Source organism: Pseudomonas gingeri, assembly GCF_013386115.1.
Lineage (GTDB): Bacteria > Pseudomonadota > Gammaproteobacteria > Pseudomonadales > Pseudomonadaceae > Aquipseudomonas > Aquipseudomonas gingeri.
Genome location: NZ_JACAOR010000008.1, coordinates 1 through 24,562, shown reverse-complemented (window position 1 = coordinate 24,562; position 24,562 = coordinate 1). Strand labels below are relative to the sequence as shown.

The window sequence follows — 24,562 nt, the reverse complement described above, 5'->3', positions numbered from 1 at the left end:
CACCTTCCGTCACTCGCACAAGAGGTCGTCACAGCATGAGCACAAGTACCCCCACCGGGCAGGGTTCGTCCGGCATCAAGCGAAAAATCGGTCTGTTTCCCGCCACGGCCCTGAACATGAGCCAGATGTGCGGCGTGGGTCCCTTTATCACCATTCCCACCATGATCGTCATCATGGGCGGCCCGCAGGCTTATCTCGGCTGGATCCTCGGCGCGCTGCTGGCGCTGTGCGATGGCCTGGTCTGGGCCGAACTCGGCGCCTCGCTGCCCGGTGCCGGCGGGACCTACGTGTACCTGCGCGAAGCCTTCGGCAAGCGCACCGGCAAGCTGCTGCCCTTCCTGTTCGTGTGGACCGCGATGCTGTTCATCCCGCTGATCATGTCCACCGGGATCATCGGCTTCGTGCAATACCTGACCTGGTTCTGGCCGGACATGAGCCAGACCGCCGGCAACCTGATCGGCCTGGTCCTGATCTGGGCCATCACCTTCATGCTCTGGCGCAAGATCGAGTCGATCGCCAAACTGACCATCGTGCTCTGGGTGATCATGCTGATCAGTATCGGCGCATTGATTGTCGCCGCCCTGAGCAACTTCCACGCCGACCTGGCCTTCAGTTTTCCGGAAGGCGCCTTCAACCTCGGTGACAGCAGTTTCTGGCTCGGCATGGCCGGCGGCCTGACCATCGGCATCTACGACTACCTGGGCTACAACACCTCGGCCTACCTGGCTGGTGAAGTGGAACAGCCGGGCCGGGTGATTCCCAAATCCATCGTGCTGTCGATCGTCGGCATTCTCGCGGTCTACCTGCTGATGCAGGTCGGCGTGCTGGGCGTGGTGGACTGGCACCGCATGCTCGACCCGGAATCGGCGGCCTACAAGTCCGTCGCCTCGGTGGTGCTGAGCGAAACCTGGGGCAATACGGCAGCGGGCGTGGTCACCGTGCTGATCCTGATCACCGCCGTGGCTTCGGTGTTCGCCGGCTTGCTGGGCGGTTCGCGGGTGCCGTTCGAAGCGGCGAAGGACAAGGTGTTTTTCAATGCTTTCAGCGTCACCCATCCCAAGCATGACTTCCCCGTCTACGGCATCCTCAGCATGGGTGTGCTGACCTCGGTCGGCTTCATGATCGGGCGCCTCACCGACCTCACCACACTGATCCAGCTGCTGACCACGGTGATGATCCTGGTGCAGTCGGTGGCCCAGATCATTTCGCTGTTCGTGCTGCGCAAGACCAAGCCGCACCTGGAGCGTCCCTACAAGATGTGGCTGTATCCGGTCCCGGCCGTCATCGCACTGGTAGGCTGGATCTATATCTACTTCGCTTCCAACCACAACGCCCCCGGCGCCTATCCGATCCAGTGGTCGCTGGTGTGGGTCGCGGCGGGTTGCGTGGCCTATCTGTTCTGGGCCCGGGCACACCGGCTCTGGCCTTTCAATAAGTGATAGCAACGATGTTCGAGCCGTTGAATACCCCGGGCGCCACGGCGCCCACCCAAGGCGTGCTGCTGGCGATCGATGTCGGCGGGACCAAGACCCAGGTCGCCTGTTATGACCCGGCGAGCCAGCACCTGAGCACCCGCAGGCTGGCGACCCATGCCGACGGCCTGCGCGGCGAGCCGGCGCTGGAGCGCATCCTCCAGGCCGCCCGGGCCTGCGTCGCCGACTTTGGCGACGTGCCGGTGGCCAGCGTGGCCGCCGTGTTTCCCGGCGTGGTGCGCGGCAGCCGGCTGTTGATGGCGCCAAATACGCCGGGCTTCGAAGACCTCGACCTGCCGGCCCTGCTCGGCAGCGGCCTGGGCACCGAGGCGGTGATGCTCGACAACGATGTCAAGGCCGGGGCCCTGGCGGAAGCACGCTGGGGCTCGCTGGTGGGCATCGATGACGCGATCTACCTCAACCTCGGCACCGGGCTCGCCGCCGCCGCCATCGCCAACGGTCGCCTGATTCGCGGCCGTAACGGTGCGGCCATGGAGATCGGCTATATGCTGGAACCCTTTCTCGATCCGCTGCGCGCCGACCAGTGGCGAACCCACGAAAAAGGCGCCGCGCCCCTGGAGGAGTTCTTCTCGGGCACCGCCCTGACCCAGCTGGCGAACGAAATGCTCGGCCACGGCCACCGCGCCCTGGACCTGTTCGCCAGTGACGACCGCGCCGTGCGCGAGGCCCTGGAACAACGCATCGCCGGCATGGCGGTGCAGGTCGCCAACCTCGCGGTGGCGCTGGACGTCGGTCGGATCGCGATTGGTGGTGGCCTGTTCCACCAGGCATCGACCCTGGCCCCGGTGATCGAGCAGCTGATCCGCCAGGTGGTGCCGTTTCCACCGCAGATCGTCGCCGCCCATTTCACTCACGATGCGCCGCTCTGGGGCGCGTTGAGCATGGCCATGGACGCCGCCGGACTGAGTTTTATCCCCGGCGACCTTCTTTCCCTACCCGACAGCCCGCGTGGCTGAAGCACCCAGGTAACCCTGTTATGTCGCTGATGCGCCAAGAAACCCTGTCGATCCCCGCCATCGTGCAGCACATGCTCGACGACGATACCGCGATCAACGCCCTGGCGGACCGCTTGGCCGCCGACCTGCCGGAACTGATCATCAGTGTCGCCCGTGGCAGTTCGGATCACGCCGCCGCTTTCTTCGGCTACGCGATGATGAGCCAGCTGGGGATTCCCTGGCTGTCGATCCCGCTGTCGCTGGTCAGCCTGCAACAACCACCGCTGCGCTTGAAGAAATGCTGGGTGGCGGCGCTGTCCCAGTCGGGCAAGAGCCCGGACCTGATCGCCAGCGCGGCCTATCTCAAGCAGTTGGGCGCCAGCGTCGCGGCCTTCGTCAACACCGCCGGTTCGCCGCTGGCCGCCGCCAGCGATGCCGAGGTGCTGTTGCCGGCCGGGCTGGAACAGAGCGTGGCGGCGACCAAGAGTTATGTCGCGATGCTGATGGCCGGTGTCCAGACCGTGGCCGCCCTGGGCGCCCGACGAGGCCACGACAGCGGTTTGCGCGCCGCCCTGCACAGCCTGCCCGCGGCCCTGGCCGCAGTGGCCAATGAAGAATGGTCACTGGCGCTGAAGGTGTTGCAGACCGCCGACAAGATGATCGTCATCGGGCGCGGCCCGGCGCTGCCGATTGCCCAGGAAGCGGCGCTGAAACTCAAGGAGACCTCGGGCATCCAGGCCGAAGCCTTTTCCAGCGCCGAAGTGCGCCATGGCCCGATGGAAATCATCGAGGCCGGTTATCCGGTGCTGGTGTTCGCCCCCTCCGGACCGGAACAGGCCGGGACCCTGGCATTCGCCGAGGATATGCGCCTGCGCGGGGCCCAGGTCATGGTCGTGGCACCGCCTGGCACGCCCGGCGTGGAGTTGCCCAGCGTTGCCACCGCCCATCCGCTGCTGGAGCCCTTCACCATGATCCAGGGGTTCTATCTGATGGCGGCGAAACTGGCCGAGTTGCGTGGGCGCAATCCCGATCAGCCGCGCTTTCTCAAGAAAGTCACGGAAACCCGTTGATCCGGCTCAGAACACCCACACCGGCAAATGCTCCTTCAGTGGCAGTTCATCGATATGGCCACTGAATCGCACGCCTTCGGCCTGCCGGTTGGCTTCGGCGCGCGGGTTATGGAGCACGCTGCGAAACACCGCATTTTTCAGCGAAGAAGACTGCCGCACGAACTCTGCCTGGACAATCGGACTGACACAGTGCGGCGTTTGCGCCTGTGGACAAGGGGGCAAGACCGGCGAACGCCATGCCCCTGCCCCAGGCAACAGGTATCCGGGAAACGGCCCGCCGGCTGATCCTGCCAACGGTGCCGCCAAGGAAGTGCCGAGGGCGATGCCCACGGCCAGCAGCAGTACACGAAAATCCATTTCGAAATGCCTCTTGCGGGAAAATGCCTGAACCGACGCCGCCACTCCGTGCGTTGTCCTGTCCAGAATGTCAGAACGTCAACCTCCTCGAAAAAACCGGATTCCACCGGCTGATCTTCAATGCCCGGTGCAGGGCTGCGAATCGGCGCTCATGGCGATCCGTCCACCAAAAAACAGCGCCGTCAGGACCCCGACCATGCCCATCACCAGGCAATACCCCACGCAGACCCAGGGGCTCCAGGGCATCAGGCCGATCAGCAGCAACGGCGTGGTGCTCGCCCAGAGAGCGTAGGCAATATTGTAGGTAAACGAAATGCCGGACACGCGGATCCGGCTCGGAAACAACCCCACCATCACCGACGGGACCGCCCCCACCACGCCACAGGCCAGTCCGGCCAGGGCATAGGCCAGGTTGATCCAGGCACCGCCACTGATCAGGCAGGCGTACAGCAGTGCCACGCCCACCGGCAGCAGCAGGCTGTAGAACAGCACCGCGCGCCAGGCGCCGATACGGTCCACCAGCAGACCGGCGAGGACACAACCGATATTCAGGAACACGATACCCAGGCTGCTCAGGGCAAAGGTGTGGCTGGCGCTCATGCCGAAGGTTTTCTGCATGACGGTCGGAGTGATCACCACCAGTACCACCACCGCCGAAGTCAGCACGCAGGTCAGCAGCATCGCCGGGAAGATCGAACGACGATGATCGCGCAGCACCGCCCGCAACGGCAGTTCGCCGCCGGCCGCACGCTGGGCCTGCAGGGCCATGAATACCGGAGTCTCGCTGAGCCAGCGGCGCAACCAGACGCCGATCACCCCGAACACACCGCCGAGCAGGAAGGGCAGGCGCCAGGCGAAATCGAGAATCTCCGCCGGGCTGTAGACCCGCGCCAGCAAGGTGGCCGTCAGCGCGCCGAGCAGATAACCGAAGGTCAGCCCCGCCTGCAGCACGCCAAGGGCATAACCGCGATGTCCCGGCGGCGCATGCTCGGCCACGAAGACCCAGGCGCTGGGCACCTCGCCGCCCACCGCCGCGCCTTGTAGCACCCGCAGGAACAACAGCAACAGCGGTGCCCAGTAACCGATCTGGGCATAGGTCGGCATCACCCCGATCAACAGGCAGGGCAAGGCCATCATCAGGATGCTCAGGCTGAACACGCGCTTGCGCCCCAGGCGGTCGGCAAAGTGCGCCATCAGGATGCCGCCCAGCGGCCGGGCCAGGTAACCGGTGACAAAGATCCCGAAGCTTTGCAGCAGTCGCAGCCACTCGGGCATTTCCGGCGGGAAGAACAACTGACTGAGGGTCAGGGCGAAAAACACGAAGATGATGAAATCGTAGATTTCCAGCGCACCGCCCAGCGCGGCCAGGCCCAGGGTCTGGTAGTCGGACCGGGAAAAGCGGCGATTTCGCGGATAAGAATCAACGGTCATAAAAGGACTCTGGATACCGTATTCGGAAGCAGCACTACCGGCTGTCCGGGACTGTACGAAAAACACTCAGGCAAGCCCGTTATTACGCGGCTCGCGACCGGCCAAGGTTAGTGCAGTTGCCTGCAACCACAACCTCAAACCTGCCTGCGGGTCACTTTTTAGCAGAAAACTGCGTGCCCGGTTCCGTTTTTCGACAACCGAAACCAACGGGTACCGGAACCTGTACCGCTTTGCAGCGGGCCCCGATTGACGCATTCTTGCGCAGTTCTCGAGTGCCTCCACCTGGAGCGCTCGACCTCCTGACAACCATAAAAAAAACGAGGTACTTCCGTGGCCGCTGTCATTGATGAAAGCCGCTATGCCCGCTTTGCCCTGCGCTGCTCGAACTGGGCCGAGCGCTGGTTTCCCGACTCCTGGGTGTTCGCCGCGCTGGCGGTGATCATCGTCGCCCTCGGCACCCTGGCCATGGGCGCCAAGCCGACCGATGCCGCCATGGCCTTCGGCGACGGTTTCTGGAGCCTGATCCCGTTCACCATGCAGATGGCCTTCGTGGTCATCGGCGGTTATGTGGTCGCCAGTTCGCCGCCCGCGGTGAAACTGATCGACCGCCTGGCGCGGATCCCGAAGAACGGTCGTTCCGCCGTGGCCTGGGTGGCGCTGATTTCCATGGTCGCCTCGCTGCTGAACTGGGGCCTGTCGCTGGTGTTCGGCGGCCTGCTGGTACGTGCCCTCGCCCGCCGTACCGACCTGCGCATGGACTACCGCGCCGCCGGCGCCGCCGCCTACCTCGGTCTCGGTGCGGTATGGGCCCTGGGCCTGTCGTCGTCCGCCGCGCAGTTGCAGGCCAACCCGGCCAGCCTGCCGCCGTCGATCCTGTCGATCACCGGGGTGATTCCGTTCACCCAGACCATTTTCCTCTGGCAGTCCGGGGCCCTGTTGCTGGCCCTGATCGTGGTCTCGCTGGCCGTCGCCTACGCCACCGCCCCCGGCCCGAATTCGGCCCGCGATGCCAAGGCCTGCGGGGTCGATCCGAGCTTCAACCTGCCGCCGCTGAGCCCGCGCACACGTCCCGGCGAGTGGCTGGAACACAGTCCGTTGCTGACCATCCTGCTGGCCTTGCTGGCCGCCGGTTGGCTGTTCCATGAGTTCTCGACCAAGCCGGCGATCAGCGCCATCTCGGGCCTGAACACCTACAACTTCCTGTTCCTGATGGTCGGTGCCCTGCTGCACTGGCGGCCGCGCAGCTTCCTCGACGCGGTGTCGCGGGCGGTGCCGACCACCACCGGGGTACTGATCCAGTTCCCGCTGTACGGCTCGATCGCGGCGCTGATGACCACGGTCAAGGGGGCCGACGCCCAGACCCTGGCCCATCACATCTCGACCTTCTTCACCCAGATCGCGTCCCACGATACCTACGCCCTGCTGATGGGCGTCTACTCGGCGGTACTGGGCTTCTTCATCCCGTCCGGCGGCGGCAAGTGGATCATCGAGGCGCCGTATGTGATGCAGGTCGCCAACGAACTGAAGTATCACCTGGGCTGGGCGGTGCAGATCTACAACGCGGCCGAAGCCCTGCCGAACCTGATCAACCCGTTCTACATGCTGCCGCTGCTGGGCGTGCTGGGCTTGAAGGCGCGGGACCTGATCGGCTTCTCGTTCGTGCAGTTGCTGGTGCATGCGCCGCTGGTGCTGTTCCTGCTCTGGGCGCTGGGAACAACCCTGGCCTATAGCGGGCCGGTAATGCCTTAGTCGCAATCTCCTGCCAGGGCAGATCGTCTGGCCGAAGCAAAATGCCACGACTGCCCTCCCCCCACCACAATCGGCATACTGGCCGGCTGGACGGCCATCGCCGTTCTGTCACATTGCGTTGCTAGCGTGCGATGCGAAATATTTTGTTACGTCTAACCCAGCCAGCAGGAACCCAGGATGAGTGACGAGAAAGACCTCGAGCAGTCGCAGACCGACGCCACCGATACCCCCACCGATACCAGTCGCCGCCGCTTTCTCGGCGGTGTCGCCGTGCTGGGCGTGGGCGCGACCCTGAGTGCCTGCGGCTCGTCGAGTGATCCGGGCAAGCAGCCGCCGGCCGAGGAGTTGTCGGGCGCGGCGCTGGACAAGGCCCTGCAGGACCAGGTGAAGACCGTGGTGGTGATCTATGCCGAGAACCGCAGCTTCAACAACCTGTTCGGTGACTTTCCGGGTGTCGAGAAGCCTCTGTCATCCCTCAAGCCCGCGGACTATCAGCAATACGACCGCGACGGCAGCCTGCTGCAGACCTTGCCGCCGGCCTGGGGTGGCGTGGTCCAGGTCGGCCCGCAAAGCCTCGATGGCGTGACCTACCCGGTGGAAACCCAGTACCAGGAAAACCTGCCCAACGCGCCTTACGCGCTCAAGGGCCCGAGCGGCGAAGACCTGCCCCTGGGTGTGGTGACCCGCGACCTGTGGCACGTGTTCTACCAGAACCAGATGCAGATCAATGGCGGCAAGAACGACCGTTTCGTCGCCTGGGCCGACTCCGGTGGCCTGACCATGGGTTACTACGCCCAGACCCGCTATTCGTTGCGCCTGTGGGACGTGGCGAAGGAGTTCGTGCTCTGCGACAACTTCTTCCAGGGAGCCTTTGGCGGTTCGTTCCTCAACCACCAGTACCTGATCAGCGCCAAGGTGCCGTTCTATCCGGACGCCGCCAATTCGGTAGCCAAGCCACAGATCGCCAAGGTACAGAGCGACGATCCGACCGACCCGCGCCTGATGCCGCTGGAAAAATCCCCCGCCAGCGCCATGAGCGGCCCGCCGCAATTCGGGCCGAGCGCGCTGACACCCGATGGTTATGCGGTGAACACCATGGCTCCGCCGTACTGGCCGACCTGGATCCGCGACCCCGAGCGCCCCGACTACGCCAAGCCGGACCTGCCGACCGTACTGGTGCCGCAGAACCACGACCATATCGGCGACAAGCTGTCGAAGAAGAATATCGACTGGGCCTGGTACGCCGGTGCCTGGCAGGTGACCCTGGAGCAATTCAAGGACTCGGGCGGCATTCCGAAGATCCCGAACTTCCAGTATCACCACCAGCCGTTCAACTACTTCACCCGCCAGGGCCCGGAAAATCCGGGCGAGCGGGCCAGGCGCCTGCGCGATGGCGGCCTGGGCGACGAGACCAGCACCAACAAGTTTCTCGCCGACGCCGCAGCGGGCAAACTGCCAGCGGTGACCTTCTACAAACCCCAGGGCAACCTGAACATGCACGCCGGTTATGCCGACGTGGCGGCCGGTGACCGGCATATCGTGCGGGCCCTGAAAGTGCTGCGCGAAAGCCCGCAATGGAAAAACATGGTGGTGGTAGTCACGGTCGACGAGAACGGCGGCTGGTGGGACCACGTGGCACCGCCGCAAGGCGATCGCTGGGGCCCGGGCACCCGGGTTCCGGCCCTGGTGGTGTCGCCGTTCGCCCGCAAGGGCACGGTGGACCATACGGTGTATGACACCGCCTCGATCCTGCGCCTGATCACCCGGGTCTTCCAGCTGGAAAAACTCGATGGCCTCAAGGAGCGGGACGCGGCGATGACTGCCCGTGGCCAGAAACCGATGGGCGACCTGACCAACGCGTTGCGCTTTACCGCCTGACGCAAGCGCCTGGCCCGATGATCGTTCCCACGCTCCGCGTGGGAATGCCTCATTGGACGCTCCGCGTCCGCGGTCGTGACGCTCTGCATCACGGCTGCAGGCCCACGCAAAGCGTGGGAACGATCACCCACCGACAGCAACGCTTCCCATCTCGTCGCAAATAATGGCCTTGCGCCACTATCTCCTTTACCCCTTCATCACTCCGGTAATATCCTGACTGGATATTATTCTGTTTCCGCTTTTTACCGACCGTAAAGGGAGTTCGCCGCAATGATCGTAGGGATTGACCTGGGGACCACCAACAGCCTCGTCGCCGTCTGGCGCGGGGAAGCCAGTGAGTTGGTGCCCAATGCCCTCGGCCAGTTCCTGACCCCGAGCGTGGTCGGTCTCGATGATGAAGGCCGGGTGCTGGTCGGCCAGGCGGCAAAGGAGCGCCTGCACACCCATGCGCGCAGCACCACCGCGTTGTTCAAGCGGCATATGGGCAGCGCCCAGGAAGTGCGCCTGGGTGATCGTCTGTTCCGCCCGGAAGAGCTTTCCGCACTGGTGCTCAAGAGCCTCAAGGAAGACGTCGAACGCGCCTACGGCGAGACCGTGCACGAAGCGGTGATCAGTGTTCCGGCCTACTTCAGCGATGCCCAGCGCAAGGCCACGCGGATCGCCGGCGAACTGGCCGGGCTGAAAGTCGAAAAGCTGATCAACGAACCCACCGCCGCCGCCCTCGCCTACGGCCTGCACCAGCGGGACAAGGAAACCTCGTTCCTGGTCTTCGACCTCGGCGGCGGGACCTTCGACGTCTCGATCCTCGAACTGTTCGACGGCGTCATGGAAGTTCGCGCCAGCGCCGGTGACAACTTTCTCGGCGGCGAGGATTTCGACGCGGTCCTGCTCGAACGCTTTGTCGACAGCCAGCGCAGCGCAGCGGACTTCCCGGAACGGACCAGCGTGCTCCAGCCGCTGCGCCGTGAAGCCGAACGGGTGCGCAAGGCCCTGGGCCAGGACGCCAGCGCCGAGTTCACCCTGCGGGTGGATGGCCGGCAGTGGAGCCATACCTTCACCCAGCCGCAGTTGGCCGATCTCTACGCACCGCTGCTGGAACGCCTGCGCGGCCCGATCGAGCGGGCCCTGCGCGATGCCCGGATCCGTGTCAGCGACCTCGATGAAATCCTCCTGGTCGGCGGCACCACGCGCATGCCGCTGGTGCGCAAGCTGGCGGCCGGACTGTTCGGACGCTTCCCGTCCATCAGCCTCAACCCCGACGAAGTGGTGGCCCATGGCGCGGCGATCCAGGCCGCGCTCAAGGCCCGCTCGGCGGCCCTGGAAGAGGTGGTGCTGACCGATGTCTGCTCCTACACCCTGGGTATCGAGACGTCCCAGCAATACGGCCAGCAGATCGAAAGCGGGCACTATCTGCCGATCATCGAGCGCAACAGCATTGTCCCGGTCAGCCGGGTCAAGAGCGTGTACACCCTGCACGACAACCAGGAAGTGGTGAAGCTGAAGATCTACCAGGGCGAAAGCCGCCTGGTGCGCGACAACGTGTTCCTTGGCGAGCTGGAAATGCCGGTGCCCAAGCGCAAGGCCGGCGATGTCGCCCTGGACGTGCGTTTCACCTATGACAACAACGGTCTGCTCGAAGCCCAGGTCAGTGTCCCGCTGACCGGCGAACAGCATTCGCTGATCATCGAGAACAACCCCGGGGTACTCACGCCGGAGGAAATCCAGCAGCGCCTGCAGGCCCTCGCCCTGCTCAAGGTGCACCCACGCGATCAGCAGGTGAACACTGTGCTGACCGCACGCCTGGAGCGGCTCTACCAGGAAAGCCTGGGCGAGTTGCGCGAGCGTATCGGCCAGTGGGCCGGGCACTTCCAGCAGGTACTCGAGACCCAGGACGAACGACGGATCCGCGAGGCCCGCAGCGAGCTGAGCGAACACCTGGACCGACTCGACAGCGGCATCTGGCATTGAGGGGACGGTGACATGGACTGTTGGTCGATACTGCAACTGCCCGACGACGCCGATCAGCGCAGCATCAAGCGCAGCTATGCGCGGCTGCTGAAAACCACCCGGCCGGATGATGACGCCGAAGGTTTCCAGCGCTTGCGCGAAGCGTACGAAGACGCATTGGAAATTGCCCGCTGGCGGGATGATGACGAAGACGTTGCCGAGCTGTCGGTGGCAGCGCCCGTCGCTGTCAGCGAAGTATCCCGCCACGACACCTTGCCCACCGAGGTCGTGCAGCAGCAGGAATGGCTGACGCCCGGGCAGGCGGCGAGACTGATGCAGGAATACCGCCAGGTGCTCCAGGATCACCTGCAAGCCGGGCGCGAGCGTGAATTCGTCAATCAGCTGAAACTCTACAGCGGGCTACCCTGGCTGCAGGTCTTCGACCACCGCCAGGAGTGGCAACACCTCATCCTGCAACTGCTCCACGAAACCCGATGGAGCCTGCCACTGTTCGAACGGGTCTGTCAGCTGTTCGGCTGGGATGAGCGCACGGGCGTCACGCCGGAGCCGGTCTGGGTCTGGCGCGCGCTGATCCAGCGCTGCGAACAGGAAGGTTTTTATCAACAGCTCCTGGCCAAGGCACAGAACCCACAACCCTGGAACGCCAACCAGTTGGCCGCGCACCTGCTGCTGATGCCCCTGACCCGCGCCCAGCAGATGGCGCTGTACCAGCGTTTCGAGGCGGCGGAATGGCAAGCCTGCCAGCAACTGGCCGAAACCCTGGCCTACCAGTACCCGGCGCTGCTCGAACGCCTGCCCGACCCGGACGTGTTCTTCTGGCGCGAGTTCACCCCGCGGCCCGTGCCGGGCAATAGCTGGAGCTGGCTGTGGGCGGCCTCGGCACTGGCCCTGCTCCTGCATTTCCTGCCCCTGCTGGCGCAGAAAGTCCTCCACGGCGAGTCGAGCTGGGTCACGCTGATGCTGGCCGGCACCTGGGCGCTGATTCCGGTCTGGGTCGGACGGTTCCTGATGCCGCGCTGGTTGACCCTGAGTTCGAGGTTCATCGTCCAGGATGTGCAATTGAGCCAGCGCCTGCTACCCCGGCGGATCAACCCGAACGGCTACTGGCTGGTGCTGCGCCACGGCGTGCCGCAGGCGGTCCTGGCCCTGTGTTTCTGGGCCGCGCTGGGCGCCCTGGGGCTCGGGACCTTTGTCGGCGTCGGCCTGATCGGTCTGTTCGATCACTCACGGCGTGATGCCGAACGACCGGCATCGGGCTGGCAGCGGCCCCTGCAGGCCGTCCTGCACTGGACCCAGTGGAGCCCGGCGCAACTGGGCTTCTTCCTGATCATGCTGGGCGTGACGGTGACCTGCATCTTCAGCTACCCCGGTTTTCCGCTGACCCGCCCGAGCTAGCGCCGGGTGGGGACGGCAAAAGAGGCATCCAGGACAAATCTGTACCAGTATGTACCTACCCCCACCATGGGGCCCACGCTGAAAAGGATCTGAGCATGTCGAAACTCGCAGTACTGTCGTCCACCCTCGCCGCGCTGACCCTGGGCATGGCCAGCGCCCACGCCGATGTCGACCTGAAGCTGGGCAGCACCGAACGGGTCACCCAACTGTTCGCCTACCCCAACAACTGCAACGTCATCTGCTACCGTAACTGGACCCTGGAGCAGACCGCCGAGCACTACCTGAACCAGAGCGTGCAACGCGATGGCTACAAGGACGCCAAGGTGACGGTGAAAACTGACAACGGCCAGTTGTACGCCCACTTCAGCGGCGTTCCGAACGGCTACGACAAACCGCTGGCGGCCCTGCTGGATGCCGGTGACCTGGCCTACAAGGGCGCCTCGAAACTCAATGCCGACGGCAAGTGGGAATACAGCTGGTACCTGTTCCTGCCGTTGGGCATGGCCCTGGACAACCGCAAGAGCGTCGAACTGCTGCATTTCCCGCCGGATTACTCGCTGACCCAGGCCCAGGACTACCTGGAGTCGAAAACCACCGACCGCTGGGCCGAGCTGCTGACCGACAACGGCATCCCCGCCGACCAGACACCGGCTTACCAGACCATCGTCGACATCGCGCCGATTGCCGCGCCGTCCAACGCCGGCAGTACCCTGGAAGGGGTCTACGGGTATTTCACCGACTACCAGACCACCATGGTCAAGGAAGTCAGCGTGACCGCCAAGGGCACCGCGCTACCGATGGTGGCCTTCGGCGCACCGGTACGGAACTGGATCAAGCAGCAGTATGGCGCGACGGTCGCGGTGCTCGGCCTGGCCGAGATCAGTCCGAGCGCCGGCGTCAAGGTGCCGGTCCTGGGCTCCAACCATCCGAGCTATATCTGGTATGCGGCGGATCCGGCCAGCTATGGCGGCGACCAGGCCAAGGCCGATGCCGCGGGCCTGAAGGTCATGGGCCAGGACCTGAGCGCCGCCTGCTGGCAGGCGGGAATGGGCCAGAAGCCGGGCAGCGATCCATCGGCCCAGCTCAAGAGCTGTACCGAGAACTGGCAGGTGACCAACAAGGAAAAAACCTGTGAGCTGTTCTATGTCTCGGTGCGCAACCTGAGCGAAGCCGACGCCGAGAAGAAATGCGCGACGCCGTCGATCAAGACCGAGCTCCAGCAACTGCGGGCACCGGCGCCAACGCCGATGACCGCGGTGCCGCATATCTGAGCAAAGCAAACAACGCCGGGTCCTGCGGGAGATTACCCTGTGGGAGCCGGCTTCCAGGGAAGCCGCATCGCAGCGAAAGCGGCGGCGCGGCTTGCACCGCTATCGCTGGCAAGCCAGGCTCCTACAAGGTCCCAGGCTTGACGATAGTGCTTGGCGAGACCCCGTCCTGTGTGGGAGCTGGCTTGCCGGCGATGGTATCGACGCGGTGTTCTGTCAGACCACGTCGCCTGCATCGCCCGCAAGCCGGCTCCGGCGATCGGCCTAGGGCGCGTCGACAGGCCGCAGCCGATACTGCGGCGGCAATTGCTCGAAGCCGCTGATGGTAGTGTCCAGGCTCTTCCAGCGACCATCCTTGATCCCGTAGATGCAACCATGCACCGACAGGCTCTGCCCGCGATGCCAGGCGTTCTGGACAATGCTGGTGTGGGCGACGTTGGCCACCTGCTGGATGACGTTCAGCTCGCACAGGCGGTCGACCTGCTCTTCCTCGGTCGGTAACTGCGCCAGCGCCTTGCGATTCTCGTAATAAAGATCGCGAATCGAGCGCAGCCAGCCATCGATCAGGCCGAACTGGCGGTCCTGCATCGACGCGCGCACACCGCCACAACCATAGTGGCCGGTGACCAGGATATGCTTGACCTTGAGTACATCCACCGCGTACTGGATCACCGACAGGCAATTGAGGTCGGTGTGCAGCACCACGTTGGCCACGTTGCGGTGGACAAACAGGTCGCCCGGCAACATGCCGACGATTTCGTTGGCCGGCACCCGCGCGTCGGAACAGCCGATCCAGAGGAACTCCGGAGTCTGTTGGCGTGCCAGCTTGGCGAAGAACTCCGGGTCCTCTTCCTTGATCGCAGCGGCCCAGCGCTCGTTGTTATCAATCAGGTCTTGTAGTTCGTTCATGCTGTAAGGCCTCGAGAATGATGCACAGCTGTGACAACCGACCGTCGGTCGGGGTCACGCCCGCGATCGCGACAAATGCCATTCGACCGGGCTCAGTCGACCAGGGTGGCGGCCATGACCAATGCATCCTCGCGCCCACCGACCGCCGGGTAATAGTCGCGCCGTCGCCCGACTTCATTGAAACCGTAGCGCTCGTACAGACGATACGCCGTCTGGTTGCTGTCGCGAACCTCCAGGAAGCATTCGCGGGCCCCCATGTCATAGGCCTGCTTCATCAGCTCTTCGAGCAGTCGCAGCCCCAGGCCACGGCCCTGGCTTTCCGGCTTGACGGTGATATTGAGCAGATGCGCCTCGTCGATGATCACCTGGATCACCCCGTGCCCCACCTGCTGGCTGCCTTCGAACATCAGCCAGACCTTGTAGGACTTGAGGGCGTCGGTAAAGATGCCACGGGTCCAGGGATGACTGAACGCCGCATATTCGACCTTGAGGATCGCCTCCAGGTCGGCCTCGGTGGCCAGGCGAAAACTGATTGCATCACTCATCAACGCTTTTCCAACGCGCCATCAGCCGACGCATGGCTTGCCAGACATCAGCCTTACGCTGTGGCTCTTCCATTAATAATTCCAGGCCGGGCAGCGCCCAGGCCGAACCCAGGCCTTCGACCTGGAGTTCGCGGTTGTACGATTCGGCGTTGGCCTCCCCGGCAAAACGCACCGCCGGCAGGCCGATCAGCCACAGGCAGGCGCATTCGCCTTCTTCCAGGCGCGCCTGGACAAAGCCCTGGACGAACTCTCGGGCACGGTCCGGGCCCTGGTCGAGGTTGCCGCGCGCCAGCAACGGCCAGCGCACCGGCTCGCCGATGATCTGCGGCGCATCCGGCAGGCCGGCGGCGCGCAACATGTCCTTGAGCAACAGGTAGGACGGATCGCGGCTCTGGAAGGCCTGGCCGGTCACCAGCTCCACCAGCAGCAGGCAACGCCCCGCCCGCAGCAATTGCAGGGAGAAACGCGGTGGCGGGAGCTGGGCCACCTTGGCCGGTGCCGGCGCCTCTTCGGCAACGACCGCCGGCTTGCTTTCCGCCCGGTTGGCCGGCGATGGCCGCGGCACTTCGATTTTCGGCCGTTCGGCCGGCCTGGCCGCGGGTTCGGCGACGGTTCGCACCTCCGGCACCGCCGGCGGCGCCTCGACCAACGGCTCCGGCTCGACAAACAGCTCCGGGCGCGACGGCGCGGCGAACGGCAGTTCGGTACGGGGCAGCCAATGGACCACCTGCATGGCGGTCAGATAAGCGCGGCGGCGGGACTCGATAAGCAAGGGGCGGCCATCTGTGGATAAGTTGAAGACCGGGATTCTACCGTTCTTCGGCGAAGATCGCCCGCTGTTGATCGCAACAACACCTGTCCTCTGATCACCTGGGGATAAATCGGGCGCGTCATGCAGTACAATCGCTCCTTTTAATTTGCCAACCAGCCGGCCTCTCCCATGATCGAACCCAAGCGCGTCTTGCGCGCCCTCGCCGAGCACTGGGCCCTTCTGGAGCCCCTGTGCGAACACTTCGACCAAGGCACCCTGAGCCTCGGTGAGCTGCGTCAACAATTGGCCGCCCAGCAACTGGACAGCACACCCCAGGACATCACCAGCCTGCTGGACGTATGGATTCGCCTCGACATCCTGGTCCCGGTGGCGAAAAGCCCGAACCGTTTCGAGCTGAACGCGCAGATCCATGACTTCCTGGCCTACCTGCGCCGCGAGCACCGCCTGGGCCTGTGCCTGGAGATCGAAGCCTACCTGCGCCACCTCGAGCGCCTGGCCGGGTATATCCAGGACGCCTTCGATATCCGCGACGGCAACGACCTGGCCCGCCAGCTGCGCCTGCTCGACATGCGCGTGCGCGACGTCCTGAAAAAACTCGCCAACGACGAACAGGCCCTGGTGGCCGTCGCCGAGCGGGCCAAGACCAGCGACCGGCAGATACCGCTGCGCCAGCGCTACGCCGAGGTCCTGGCGACCTGGGACGAATACGTCGAGCCGATGATCCAGCTGGTGAATGCCGACGGCGCCTTCGAACAGGGCGTGCGCAAGGTCGAGAACGTCCTGCTGCGCATGCTCAGCGAACAGCAGCGCCTCGGCCACCTGGTGGACGACGACATGCTGCTGCGCACCCACGCGCGGATCCTGGAGATGCAGACCAGCGCCCAGCTGACCCTGCGTCATGCCCGCGAACTGCTGCTGCCGCTGCGTGAAGAAGCGCGTCGGCACAATGCCGTGACCCGTGGCGCGGCCCTGGCGCTGTCGGTGATCCGCCGCAAGGGCCTGGACGCCGTGCCGCAAGCGGCCATGCCGATGTTCACCCGGCCGCAGAGCACCTTTCTCGGCAGCTCCGGGCAGGTCGAAGCCTATGTCTATGCCCTCGCCCGCTTCGAGGCCAAGCCGTCGCGCTTCCCCAAGGCACACAAGTCGTCCAAGGGCGGCGAGTCGCCACGGGCACCGCGCACGGTCAAGGAAATGCTCGAACGCTGCACCGACGCCCTGCCGATGCCGGACCTGATGAGCTGGCTGCTGGAACAGGAGCCGGACGGCGCCACCGACGAATTGCTGTACTGGTTCTCGCGCCTGTCGCGGGAAAAGCGTTTCCAGCGCGAACGTCTCGAACGCCGCGACTACTACACACAGGAGCATCAGGTCAGCCTGCGCTCCTTCGCCCTGCTCTCGCGTGTTGAAGAAACCGCCGAGAATTCCGCGAGCACACCCCATGCATCTTGATCTTTCCGAACTGTCCCAGCTGGCGCCAATCTTTCGCGAGCTGTTCAAGGGTTACCACGTCAGCCGCCGCGACCCGGAGCTGTACGCGCAACTGTCGAACTTCCAGGACCAGTACCGCACGCTGTTCAAGGCCCTGGGCTTCGAACTGGTCTGCGATACCCGTGGTTTCTACTACTTCGTCCCGGACAATGCCGCCGCCCAGGTGAACAAGACCGCCCAGCGCCTGGCACTGTTCACCTTCATCCTGGTGGAACACCTGGCCGACCAGGGTCGCGACCCGATCGCCGTGCTCGACGGTGGCAGCCTCGGTCGTGACGAACTGCCATCGCTGCTGGACAAGTACCGCGACCTGTTCGTCCAGGCCGAAGTCACCACCCAGGACGAGCTGGAAGAAAAGATCATGCGCCGCATGACCCAGCTCGGTTTTGCCCTCGAAGAGCCCGGCCTGTACCGCTTCCTGCCGCCGATGCACCGTTTCCTCGATGTCTGCCTGTCGGTCCAGCAGGACCGCGATATGGCCGCCAGCCTGCACAGCGTGCTGCCGTTGCCGACGCCGGTACTGGTGGATGACGACAGCGACGAGAAGCTGCTGGAAACCGATGATCCGCTGGACCTCAGCGAATTCGCCGAACCGCAGGAAGAAAGTGAAGAGCAGGCGCTGGCCCGTGCCATCGCCGCCGAGCAACAGGAGATGGACGCATGAGCCAGGAACGCTACGGTATTCGCCGCTTCGCCCTGCTGAACACGGCCGGCTACAGCCTCGGGCTGTTTCCCCTCGAACACCCGCTGTCGGTCTACGGGGCGAACAACCTCGGCAAATCGGCTTCGATCAACGCCTTGCAGTTCCCGATCCTGGCCCGCATGTCGGACATGAGCTTCGGCAAATACAGCCTGGAACAGTCGCGCCGTTTCTACTTCGCCAGCGACACCAGCTACATCCTCGTGGAGGTCGCCCTGCCCCACGGCCCCCACGTCATCGGTGTGGTCGGCCGCGGGCCGGGCGGTGGCTTCGGTCACCAGTTCTTCGCCTATGCCGGACAACTGGACCTGGCCCACTACCAGAAAGACGACACCTGCCTGCGCCAGAAAGAGCTGTTCAACAACCTTGAGCGCAACGGCCTGAAAGCCTACGAACTCAAGCCCGATGAACTGCGCCGCCTGCTGGTCGGCGGGCACACGTCGATCCCGCTGGACCTGACCCTGATCCCGCTGCGCTCCACCAGCGAACAGAGCCTGAAGACCTTCCGCGCCCTGTTCATCAACCTGTTGCACATGCGCGAAATCACCGCGGCCAAGCTCAAGCAGCTGTTCCTCGATGCCTTCGAGCACAGCCTGCGCTCCGGCAGCGTCGACTATATCGCCGCCTGCGAAGAGGCCTTCCGCGATGTGCGGCGCATGGAGCAGGACTACAACTCGCTGGTGGCCGCCGGCCCGCTGGTCGAGGCACTGGCCGCCGGGGTGCGTTCGCGCGATGTCCTGCGCGGCAAGCTGCATCGGATCTCGCCGTTGCTGGACTCGTTGCTGGGTACCTGGTCGGACTACGCCAGTGCGCGCAAGGAAGAGCTGCTGATCCAGTCCGAGCATTACCGCAACGAACAGGACGCGCTGCAGAACGACCAGCGCGGCAGCACCCAGGAGCTGATGCGCCTGGAGCGGGAAATCAGCGGTATCCAGCGCTGGCTCGGCGAGTTGTCGGTGCTCAGGCATCGCTTTGCCCTGGTCGACGACGTGAAGGTCCTGGAACAGCAACTGCTGGCCGCCAAGGATGCTCACGACGAACTGGCCGGTGCCCTGGCCCAGTCCCGGCAGTTCAGTGCCGAGGATCTGGAAGAGCGCCTGCGCGATCTGGAAAAACGCCTGAAGTCGGTCAAGCAGCAGCTCGACCACGCGGACAACAACAGCTACGCACGCTTGCGCGAAGAGTTCTCGCAGCAGGATGTCGAGCGCCTGATGCGCCTGTTCAACAGCGCCCTGTTCAGCCTGCCGCTGGGCGAGCACGGCATTGCGCTGGACGACGACGGCGAGTGGGTCAAGTCGCTGGAACTGATCCTCGACGGCTTCAAGGGCGAGCGCTTCGAAGTGCCGGGCCTGTCCATCGACCTGTCGCATATCGAGCCGCCGGCGCTCCAGGCCCTGGCGGATCGCGCCGCGTTGCGCGATCAGAAGGAGCGCCTGGACAAGGAGCTCAAGCAACTGAAGACCCAGCAGGCCGTGGCCGCCGACCGCGCGGCGAGCAAGACGCAGACCGAAGCGCTGTACCAGCAGGTGCTGGATGCGCAGAAGGCCCTGGAAGACTTCCGTCGCGCCGAAACCCTCGGAGCCGAGGAAGGCGACAAGCTGGAACAGCTGGCACAGATGGAAGCCGCCCAGGACGAACTGAAGCGCTCCAGCGACGCCTTTACCGAGCGCGTCCAGCAGCTCTCGGCCAAGCTGCAACTGGTCGGTCGGCAGATCGGCGACATGGAGGCCAAGCAACGCACCCTCGACGATGCCCTGCGCCGTCGTCAGTTGCTGCCGGCGGACCTGCCGTTCGGCACGCCGTTCATGGACCCGGTCGACGACTCCATGGACAACCTGCTGCCGCTGCTCAACGACTATCAGGACAGCTGGCAGGGCCTGCAGCGGGTCGACGGGCAGATTGAAGCGCTGTATGCCCAGGTCCGCCTCAAGGGCGTGGCCAAGTTCGACAGCGAGGACGATGTCGAGCGGCGCCTGCAACTGCTGATCAACGCCTATGACCACCGCACCGACGAAGCCCTGACCCTGGGCAAGGCCCGCCGCGCGGCGGTAACCGACATCGCCCGGACCCTGCGCAATATCCGCAGCGACTACGACAGCCTCGAGCACCAGTTGGCGTTGTTCAACCGCGAGATCAACAAGCGCCAGGTCTCCAACCTGCAGAGCTTCCGCATCGTCCTGGCCCCGAACAAGGAAGCGCTCAAGCATATCGACCAGATCATCCACAGCGCCGGCCAGTACGAAGAAGGCGAGACGCTGTCGGTGTTCGACCTGAGCCAGAGCGCCGAGCAGGACAACAAGAACGAAGAGGCCAAGGAATACCTGGCGCGGCTGGTGGCGGCCAACCACAACCAGCTGGGCCTGAAGGACCTGTTCGAACTGGCGTTCGAGATCACCAAGGTGCATGGCCAGCCGGTGATCCACACCGATATCGACGGCGCCGCTTCCAACGGCACCACCATGACCATCAAGGCGCTGACCAACATGTACCTGTTGCTGCACCTGATGGACCGCGACCAGGCCGGGCGCGTGCGCTTGCCGTACTACCTCGACGAGGCCGCGGATATCGACGAGAAGAACCAGGCGGCGCTGCTGGAAACCAGCCTGCAACTGGGCTTCGTGCCGATCCTGGCGAGCGTCAAGCCGCAGGTCTCGGCCCATGTGGCCATCGACCTGGAAGGCGGCAGCGGACCCAACGGGATCTATATCGACGAGGCGGACTGGAAGTACATCCGTCGCCACGATCAGGTCAGGGCCACGCTGAACCGCGAGGCCTCGGAACCGGAGCTGGACGAAGCCTGATCCCACAGGCCTTCGTCTCTGCTGTGGGAGCGGGCTTGCCCGCGAAGAACGATGACGCGGTTTGCCAGATAGCACCGCGTTGCCTGCTTCGCGGGCAAGCCCGCTCCCACAGGCGGGGTTATTTACCGAGAGTGATCTTCGGCGCCCAGGTCAGCCACTCGTCCTCGAACTTGTCGAACAACGGGAAGGTCTGCTGCGGTCGCGCCGCGCTGCCCATCCGCTCGCCGTCCGGCGTGGCGAAGGCAATCCCGCCCTGGATCAGCGTCTCCAGCGACTCGGTACGCACCGTCACGCCCTTGAACAGGCCGAAATCGGCACCGAACCCGCTGGTGTTCCAGAACCGGCTGCCAGTGCGCACCAGCGGCGCATAACGCGGCTCGATCAGGATATGGATCAGCACCCGGTCCGCCGTGGCGCCCAGTTCGTACCCCGTGACCTTGCCCACGGTCACTTCGCGATAGGTCACCGGCACGCCTTCCTTCAGCGAGCCGCGGCGGGCGGCACTCAGGGTCAGGCTCAGGCCGGCTTCCGCGGCTACCGCCTCCGGTGCCTGCTTCAGCGCGACGAAGTCCTTCTGCGGGCCCTGCTTCCTGGCCGCCGGCTGCACTTCAATGTATTGCCCGCTCACCAGGGTTTCGAGATTGGCGGTCTTGATCAGCCCCAGCTCCGGCTTGACCACCCAGAACTGGCTACCGACCCGGGCGATCCTGTCCGGCACTTCGGTAATCCGTGCCGACAGCAGCACCGATTGCAGATCGTCGCTGAGGTCGACGCTTTCGATCTTGCCCACATCCAGCCCCTTGAAGCGGACCGGCGTGCCACTGCGCAGGCCGTCGGCACGATCGACCCGGATGGTGATCACGGTGCCTTGTTGCTGGGCGTCGTCATGGTTGGCGAACAGGCGGAAACGCGGGATGCGTCTCTTCAGCGGGGCTTTCTCCTGCGGCGTCTCGAAGGCGATGCCCCCGGCGATCAGAGTCTGCAATGACTCGCTTTTCACCTGGATGCCGCCGGTCAGCCCGCCGGTAAGGGTGATGCCACTGACGTTCCAGAAACGGGTCGAGGCGTTGACCAGGCCCTCGTACTCTTTCTCGATATGCACGCCGATGACCACCTGCTTGCGGTCACGGGAGAACTGGTAGCTCTGCACCGAACCGACCTTGACCTGCTTGTAGAGGATCGGGCTGCCGACCTCCAGGGAGCTGAGGTTGTCGGTGAACAGCACCAGGTGCAGGCCGGGGGAACGCAGGTCCAGCGGCGGCGCCTTGGCCCGGGCCTCGAACTCCCGCTGTGGATGGCCGCCTTTGTCGCCGGGGCGAATGGCGATGTAGTTACCCTTGACCAGGGCCTCCAGGCCGGTGATGCCGGCCAGGGAGATCGACGGCTTGACCACCCAGAACTGGGTGCCATCCACCAGGTAGTCCTCGGCCAGGGGATCGAGGGTCAGTTCGGCGTTGGCGCTGGTCAGGTCGGGATCGATCTTCAGGGTCTTCAGGCTACCGACCTGGATCCCCTTGTACATGACCGGGGTGCGCCCGGCCTGCAAGCCTTCGAAGTCACTGAGCTTCACTTTCACGCGGATCCCGGCCTGGGCGGCGTCGAAGTCCTCGTAGAGACGGAACGGCAGGCTCGGATCGGTGGGCGGACTGTCTTTGCGGTTCTCCGGGGTGGCGAAGGCGATACCTCCGGCAACGATACTGGCCAGCGATTCGCTACGGACCTTCACGCCGGACAGGTTGGCGTCGATGCTGATGCCGCTGGCATTCCAGAAACGTGTGTGTTTGCGCACCAGGTTGGCGTAGGCGGGCTCGATGAAGACCTTGAGCTCAACCATGTTCTGGTCCGGGGACAACGCGAAGCTCTTGATCTGGCCGACCTGGATCTGCTTGTAGAACACCGGGCTGCCACGGTTCAGCGAGCCCAGGCGTTCGGCCTTGATGGTGATGTGCAGGCCTGGCTTGAGATCCGACAGCGGCGGCTCCTGGGACAGGGCCTTGAACTTGCGCGAGGGCTCGCCATCGCCGGGGCTGACGGCGATGTAGTTGCCGGAGACCAGGGTTTCCAGGCCGGTGATACCGGCCAGGGTGACGCTTGGCTTGACCAGCCAGAAGCGGGTATTGGTGCGCAGGGACGATTCGACATCCTTGTTCATCTCGACGGTGGCCACCACGCCTTTGGTGGAGCCTTCGGTGTCCAGGGTCAGCGCCTTGACCTTGCCGATCGGCATGCCCTTGTAGACGATTTCGGTCTTGTTGGCCTGGATGCCTTCGCCACTCTCGAAACGTACCTGGATTTCGATACCGGTCTGGTTATAGGCCCGCCAGCCGAGCCAGCCGCCAATGATCAGGGCGATCAGCGGCAGGACCCAGATGGCCGACCAGTTCGAGGCCGGACGGGTTTTGGCTTTTGGCAAATCACTCATGGTCGTCGTCCGACTCCGTGTTGTCCCAAATCAGTCGGGGATCAAAAGTTACTGCAGCAAGCATCGTCAACACCACCACACTGGCAAAGGCCACCGCGCCGAGATTGGCCTCGACGCTGGCAATTCTTCCGAAGTTCACGACCGCCACCAGGATGGCGATCACGAAAATATCCAACATTGACCAACGGCCAATGAATTCGATGAAACGGTACATGATGATCCGCTGCCGGGCCGACAGCGGCTGATGGCGCTGCACCGAGAACAATAGCAGGGCAATGCCCACCAGTTTGAACGTGGGTACCAGAATACTGGCGACAAACACCACGGCGGCGATCGGGAACATGCCGTGCTGCACCAGGGTGATGACCCCGGACATGATAGTGTCCGGGTCGCCCTTGCCCAGGGAACTGACGGTCATGATCGGCAGGACGTTGGCCGGAATGTAGAGAATGGCCGAGGTCAGCAGCAGTGCCCAGGTGCGCATCAGGCTGTTCGGGCGGCGCGGGTGTACCAGCGCACCACAACGGGTGCAGGCCTGTTCGTCGGCGTCCGGCTCCTGCCGGTTCAGCTCGTGGCATTCCGTGCAGATCAGGATGCCCGCATCAATCGCCCGCATGTTCATCTTCTCCCGACAACGCCTGCCAGATCTGATGAGGTGACATCACCACCTCCAGCAGTACCTGGACCAACAACAGACTGACAAAACAGGCCAGGCCAAGGCCCAGGCTCAACTCCGCGAGATCCGCCAGCTTGACGATGGCGACCAGCACACCCATGAGATAGACCTCGAGCATGCCCCAATCACGCAGATGGTGATAAATGCGATAAAGCAGCAGGCCGTAGCTGCGCCCGATGTCCCAGCGGATGCTCAGCAACACCGCCAGCTGGCACAGCAACTTGAGCAGCGGAATGCCCATGCTGCACAGGAACACCACGACGGCGATGCCGGTCATGCCGGTGTTATGCAGGCCCAGCACGCCGCTCCACACCGTGTCCTCGGAAGAGCGTCCCAGAAGATTGAGTTGCATGATCGGCAGAAAGTTCGCGGGGACGTACAGCAACAGGGCCGCGATCACCAGGGCCAGGCTGCGCTCGACGACATTGTGGCGGTGGGCGTACAGCTCATAACCACAGCGCGGGCATTGGGCTTTTTCACCCAGTCCGAGCTGGGGCTTGCGCATCAGCAGATCACATTCGTGACAAGCCACCAGCTCCTCCAGGGGCAGTTCAGACACCTGGGGAGTGTCAACCGGATCCGGCATAAATAGAGGCTCAGGCTCTGTAAAAGATTGAGCCTATTCTAGTGGGCCGGCTCGAAAATAACTGTGCAAATTTGTCGGGCTGCCACAGGACCGTTCGGCAGCGCAAAAACAAAACCCCA

General features: G+C 64.2%; 19 protein-coding genes. 11 read left to right on the top strand and 8 right to left on the bottom strand.

Annotation, left to right across the window (positions count from 1 at the left end; translation table 11 throughout):
* Positions 1 to 35 precede the first annotated feature (35 nt).
* Genes HX881_RS16070 through HX881_RS16060 form a run of 3 tightly spaced genes read left to right on the top strand, consistent with a single transcriptional unit; the run spans position 36 to position 3,498 of the window.
* Positions 36 to 1,439, top strand: coding sequence for an APC family permease (locus HX881_RS16070; protein ID WP_177085443.1), 1,404 nt, complete (start codon positions 36 to 38; stop codon positions 1,437 to 1,439).
* Between the two features lie 8 nt (positions 1,440 to 1,447).
* Positions 1,448 to 2,449 carry an ROK family protein gene (locus tag HX881_RS16065; RefSeq protein WP_017123756.1) on the top strand — a complete coding sequence of 334 codons (1,002 nt, stop codon included), beginning with the start codon at positions 1,448 to 1,450 and terminating at the stop codon, positions 2,447 to 2,449.
* 20 nt (positions 2,450 to 2,469) lie between these two features.
* Positions 2,470 to 3,498 carry an SIS domain-containing protein gene (locus tag HX881_RS16060; RefSeq protein WP_177085441.1) on the top strand — a complete coding sequence of 343 codons (1,029 nt, stop codon included), beginning with the start codon at positions 2,470 to 2,472 and terminating at the stop codon, positions 3,496 to 3,498.
* 6 nt (positions 3,499 to 3,504) lie between these two features.
* On the opposite strand, the gene HX881_RS16055 is transcribed toward HX881_RS16060, so the two are convergent.
* Together HX881_RS16055 and HX881_RS16050 are read right to left on the bottom strand one after the other, a co-directional pair.
* Entirely contained in the window at positions 3,505 to 3,855 is a 351-nt protein-coding gene (locus HX881_RS16055) for a hypothetical protein (RefSeq protein ID WP_177085439.1), read from the bottom strand.
* Between the two features lie 117 nt (positions 3,856 to 3,972).
* On the bottom strand, positions 3,973 to 5,286 hold the full coding sequence (locus HX881_RS16050) for an MFS transporter (RefSeq protein ID WP_177085437.1): 1,314 nt from the start codon (positions 5,284 to 5,286) through the stop codon (positions 3,973 to 3,975).
* A 330-nt stretch (positions 5,287 to 5,616) separates the two neighbouring features.
* Here HX881_RS16050 and HX881_RS16045 point away from each other — a divergent pair, with 330 nt between their 5' ends.
* The 5 genes from HX881_RS16045 to HX881_RS16025 all read left to right on the top strand — a co-directional run bounded on the left by HX881_RS16045 (position 5,617) and on the right by HX881_RS16025 (position 13,547).
* Positions 5,617 to 7,035, top strand: coding sequence for a short-chain fatty acid transporter (locus tag HX881_RS16045; RefSeq protein ID WP_017123760.1), 1,419 nt, complete (start codon positions 5,617 to 5,619; stop codon positions 7,033 to 7,035).
* A 177-nt stretch (positions 7,036 to 7,212) separates the two neighbouring features.
* Positions 7,213 to 8,913: an acid phosphatase gene (locus HX881_RS16040; protein WP_177085435.1), complete on the top strand. Its 1,701-nt coding sequence runs from the start codon at positions 7,213 to 7,215 to the stop codon at positions 8,911 to 8,913.
* Positions 8,914 to 9,183: 270 nt separating this feature from the next.
* Positions 9,184 to 10,881 carry a molecular chaperone HscC gene (locus HX881_RS16035; RefSeq protein WP_177085433.1) on the top strand — a complete coding sequence of 566 codons (1,698 nt, stop codon included), beginning with the start codon at positions 9,184 to 9,186 and terminating at the stop codon, positions 10,879 to 10,881.
* A 12-nt stretch (positions 10,882 to 10,893) separates the two neighbouring features.
* A complete protein-coding gene (locus HX881_RS16030; protein ID WP_177085431.1) occupies positions 10,894 to 12,276 on the top strand; it encodes a J domain-containing protein in 1,383 nt (460 codons plus the stop codon).
* Between the two features lie 95 nt (positions 12,277 to 12,371).
* On the top strand, positions 12,372 to 13,547 hold the full coding sequence (locus HX881_RS16025; protein ID WP_177085429.1) for a hypothetical protein: 1,176 nt from the start codon (positions 12,372 to 12,374) through the stop codon (positions 13,545 to 13,547).
* A 261-nt stretch (positions 13,548 to 13,808) separates the two neighbouring features.
* Here the strand turns inward: HX881_RS16025 and can are convergent, their stop codons facing one another.
* The 3 genes from can to HX881_RS16010 form a co-directional block, all read right to left on the bottom strand.
* Entirely contained in the window at positions 13,809 to 14,453 is a 645-nt protein-coding gene (gene can, locus HX881_RS16020; protein ID WP_017123766.1) for a carbonate dehydratase, read from the bottom strand.
* A gap of 92 nt (positions 14,454 to 14,545) precedes the next feature.
* Complete coding sequence (gene rimI / locus HX881_RS16015) at positions 14,546 to 14,998, bottom strand: ribosomal protein S18-alanine N-acetyltransferase (RefSeq protein ID WP_017123767.1); 453 nt, start codon at positions 14,996 to 14,998, stop codon at positions 14,546 to 14,548.
* Positions 14,991 to 15,770, bottom strand: coding sequence for a protein TonB (locus HX881_RS16010; protein WP_017123768.1), 780 nt, complete (start codon positions 15,768 to 15,770; stop codon positions 14,991 to 14,993). Before HX881_RS16010 ends, rimI begins: the two co-directional genes overlap by 8 nt.
* Before the next feature lie 168 nt (positions 15,771 to 15,938).
* Between HX881_RS16010 and mksB the strand changes: the two genes are divergently transcribed.
* Genes mksB through mksF form a run of 3 tightly spaced genes read left to right on the top strand, consistent with a single transcriptional unit; the run spans position 15,939 to position 20,759 of the window.
* Entirely contained in the window at positions 15,939 to 17,219 is a 1,281-nt protein-coding gene (gene mksB / locus HX881_RS16005) for an Mks condensin complex protein MksB (RefSeq protein ID WP_017123769.1), read from the top strand.
* On the top strand, positions 17,209 to 17,922 hold the full coding sequence (gene mksE, locus HX881_RS16000) for an Mks condensin complex protein MksE (RefSeq protein WP_017123770.1): 714 nt from the start codon (positions 17,209 to 17,211) through the stop codon (positions 17,920 to 17,922). The genes mksB and mksE overlap by 11 nt, the downstream gene beginning before the upstream one ends.
* Entirely contained in the window at positions 17,919 to 20,759 is a 2,841-nt protein-coding gene (gene mksF, locus HX881_RS15995; protein ID WP_017123771.1) for an Mks condensin complex protein MksF, read from the top strand. The genes mksE and mksF overlap by 4 nt, the downstream gene beginning before the upstream one ends.
* Positions 20,760 to 20,877: 118 nt before the next feature.
* On the opposite strand, the gene HX881_RS15990 is transcribed toward mksF, so the two are convergent.
* From HX881_RS15990 to HX881_RS15980, 3 genes are read right to left on the bottom strand one after another with little or no spacing between them, the layout of a single operon-like run.
* Positions 20,878 to 23,181, bottom strand: coding sequence for a PqiB family protein (locus HX881_RS15990; RefSeq protein ID WP_177085427.1), 2,304 nt, complete (start codon positions 23,179 to 23,181; stop codon positions 20,878 to 20,880).
* The gene (locus HX881_RS15985; RefSeq protein ID WP_177085858.1) at positions 23,174 to 23,797 is read right to left on the bottom strand and encodes a paraquat-inducible protein A; all 624 of its coding nucleotides are present in this window, start codon (positions 23,795 to 23,797) and stop codon (positions 23,174 to 23,176) included. The genes HX881_RS15990 and HX881_RS15985 overlap by 8 nt, the downstream gene beginning before the upstream one ends.
* Positions 23,784 to 24,443, bottom strand: coding sequence for a paraquat-inducible protein A (locus HX881_RS15980; protein ID WP_017123774.1), 660 nt, complete (start codon positions 24,441 to 24,443; stop codon positions 23,784 to 23,786). Before HX881_RS15980 ends, HX881_RS15985 begins: the two co-directional genes overlap by 14 nt.
* Between the last annotated feature and the right edge of the window lie 119 nt (positions 24,444 to 24,562).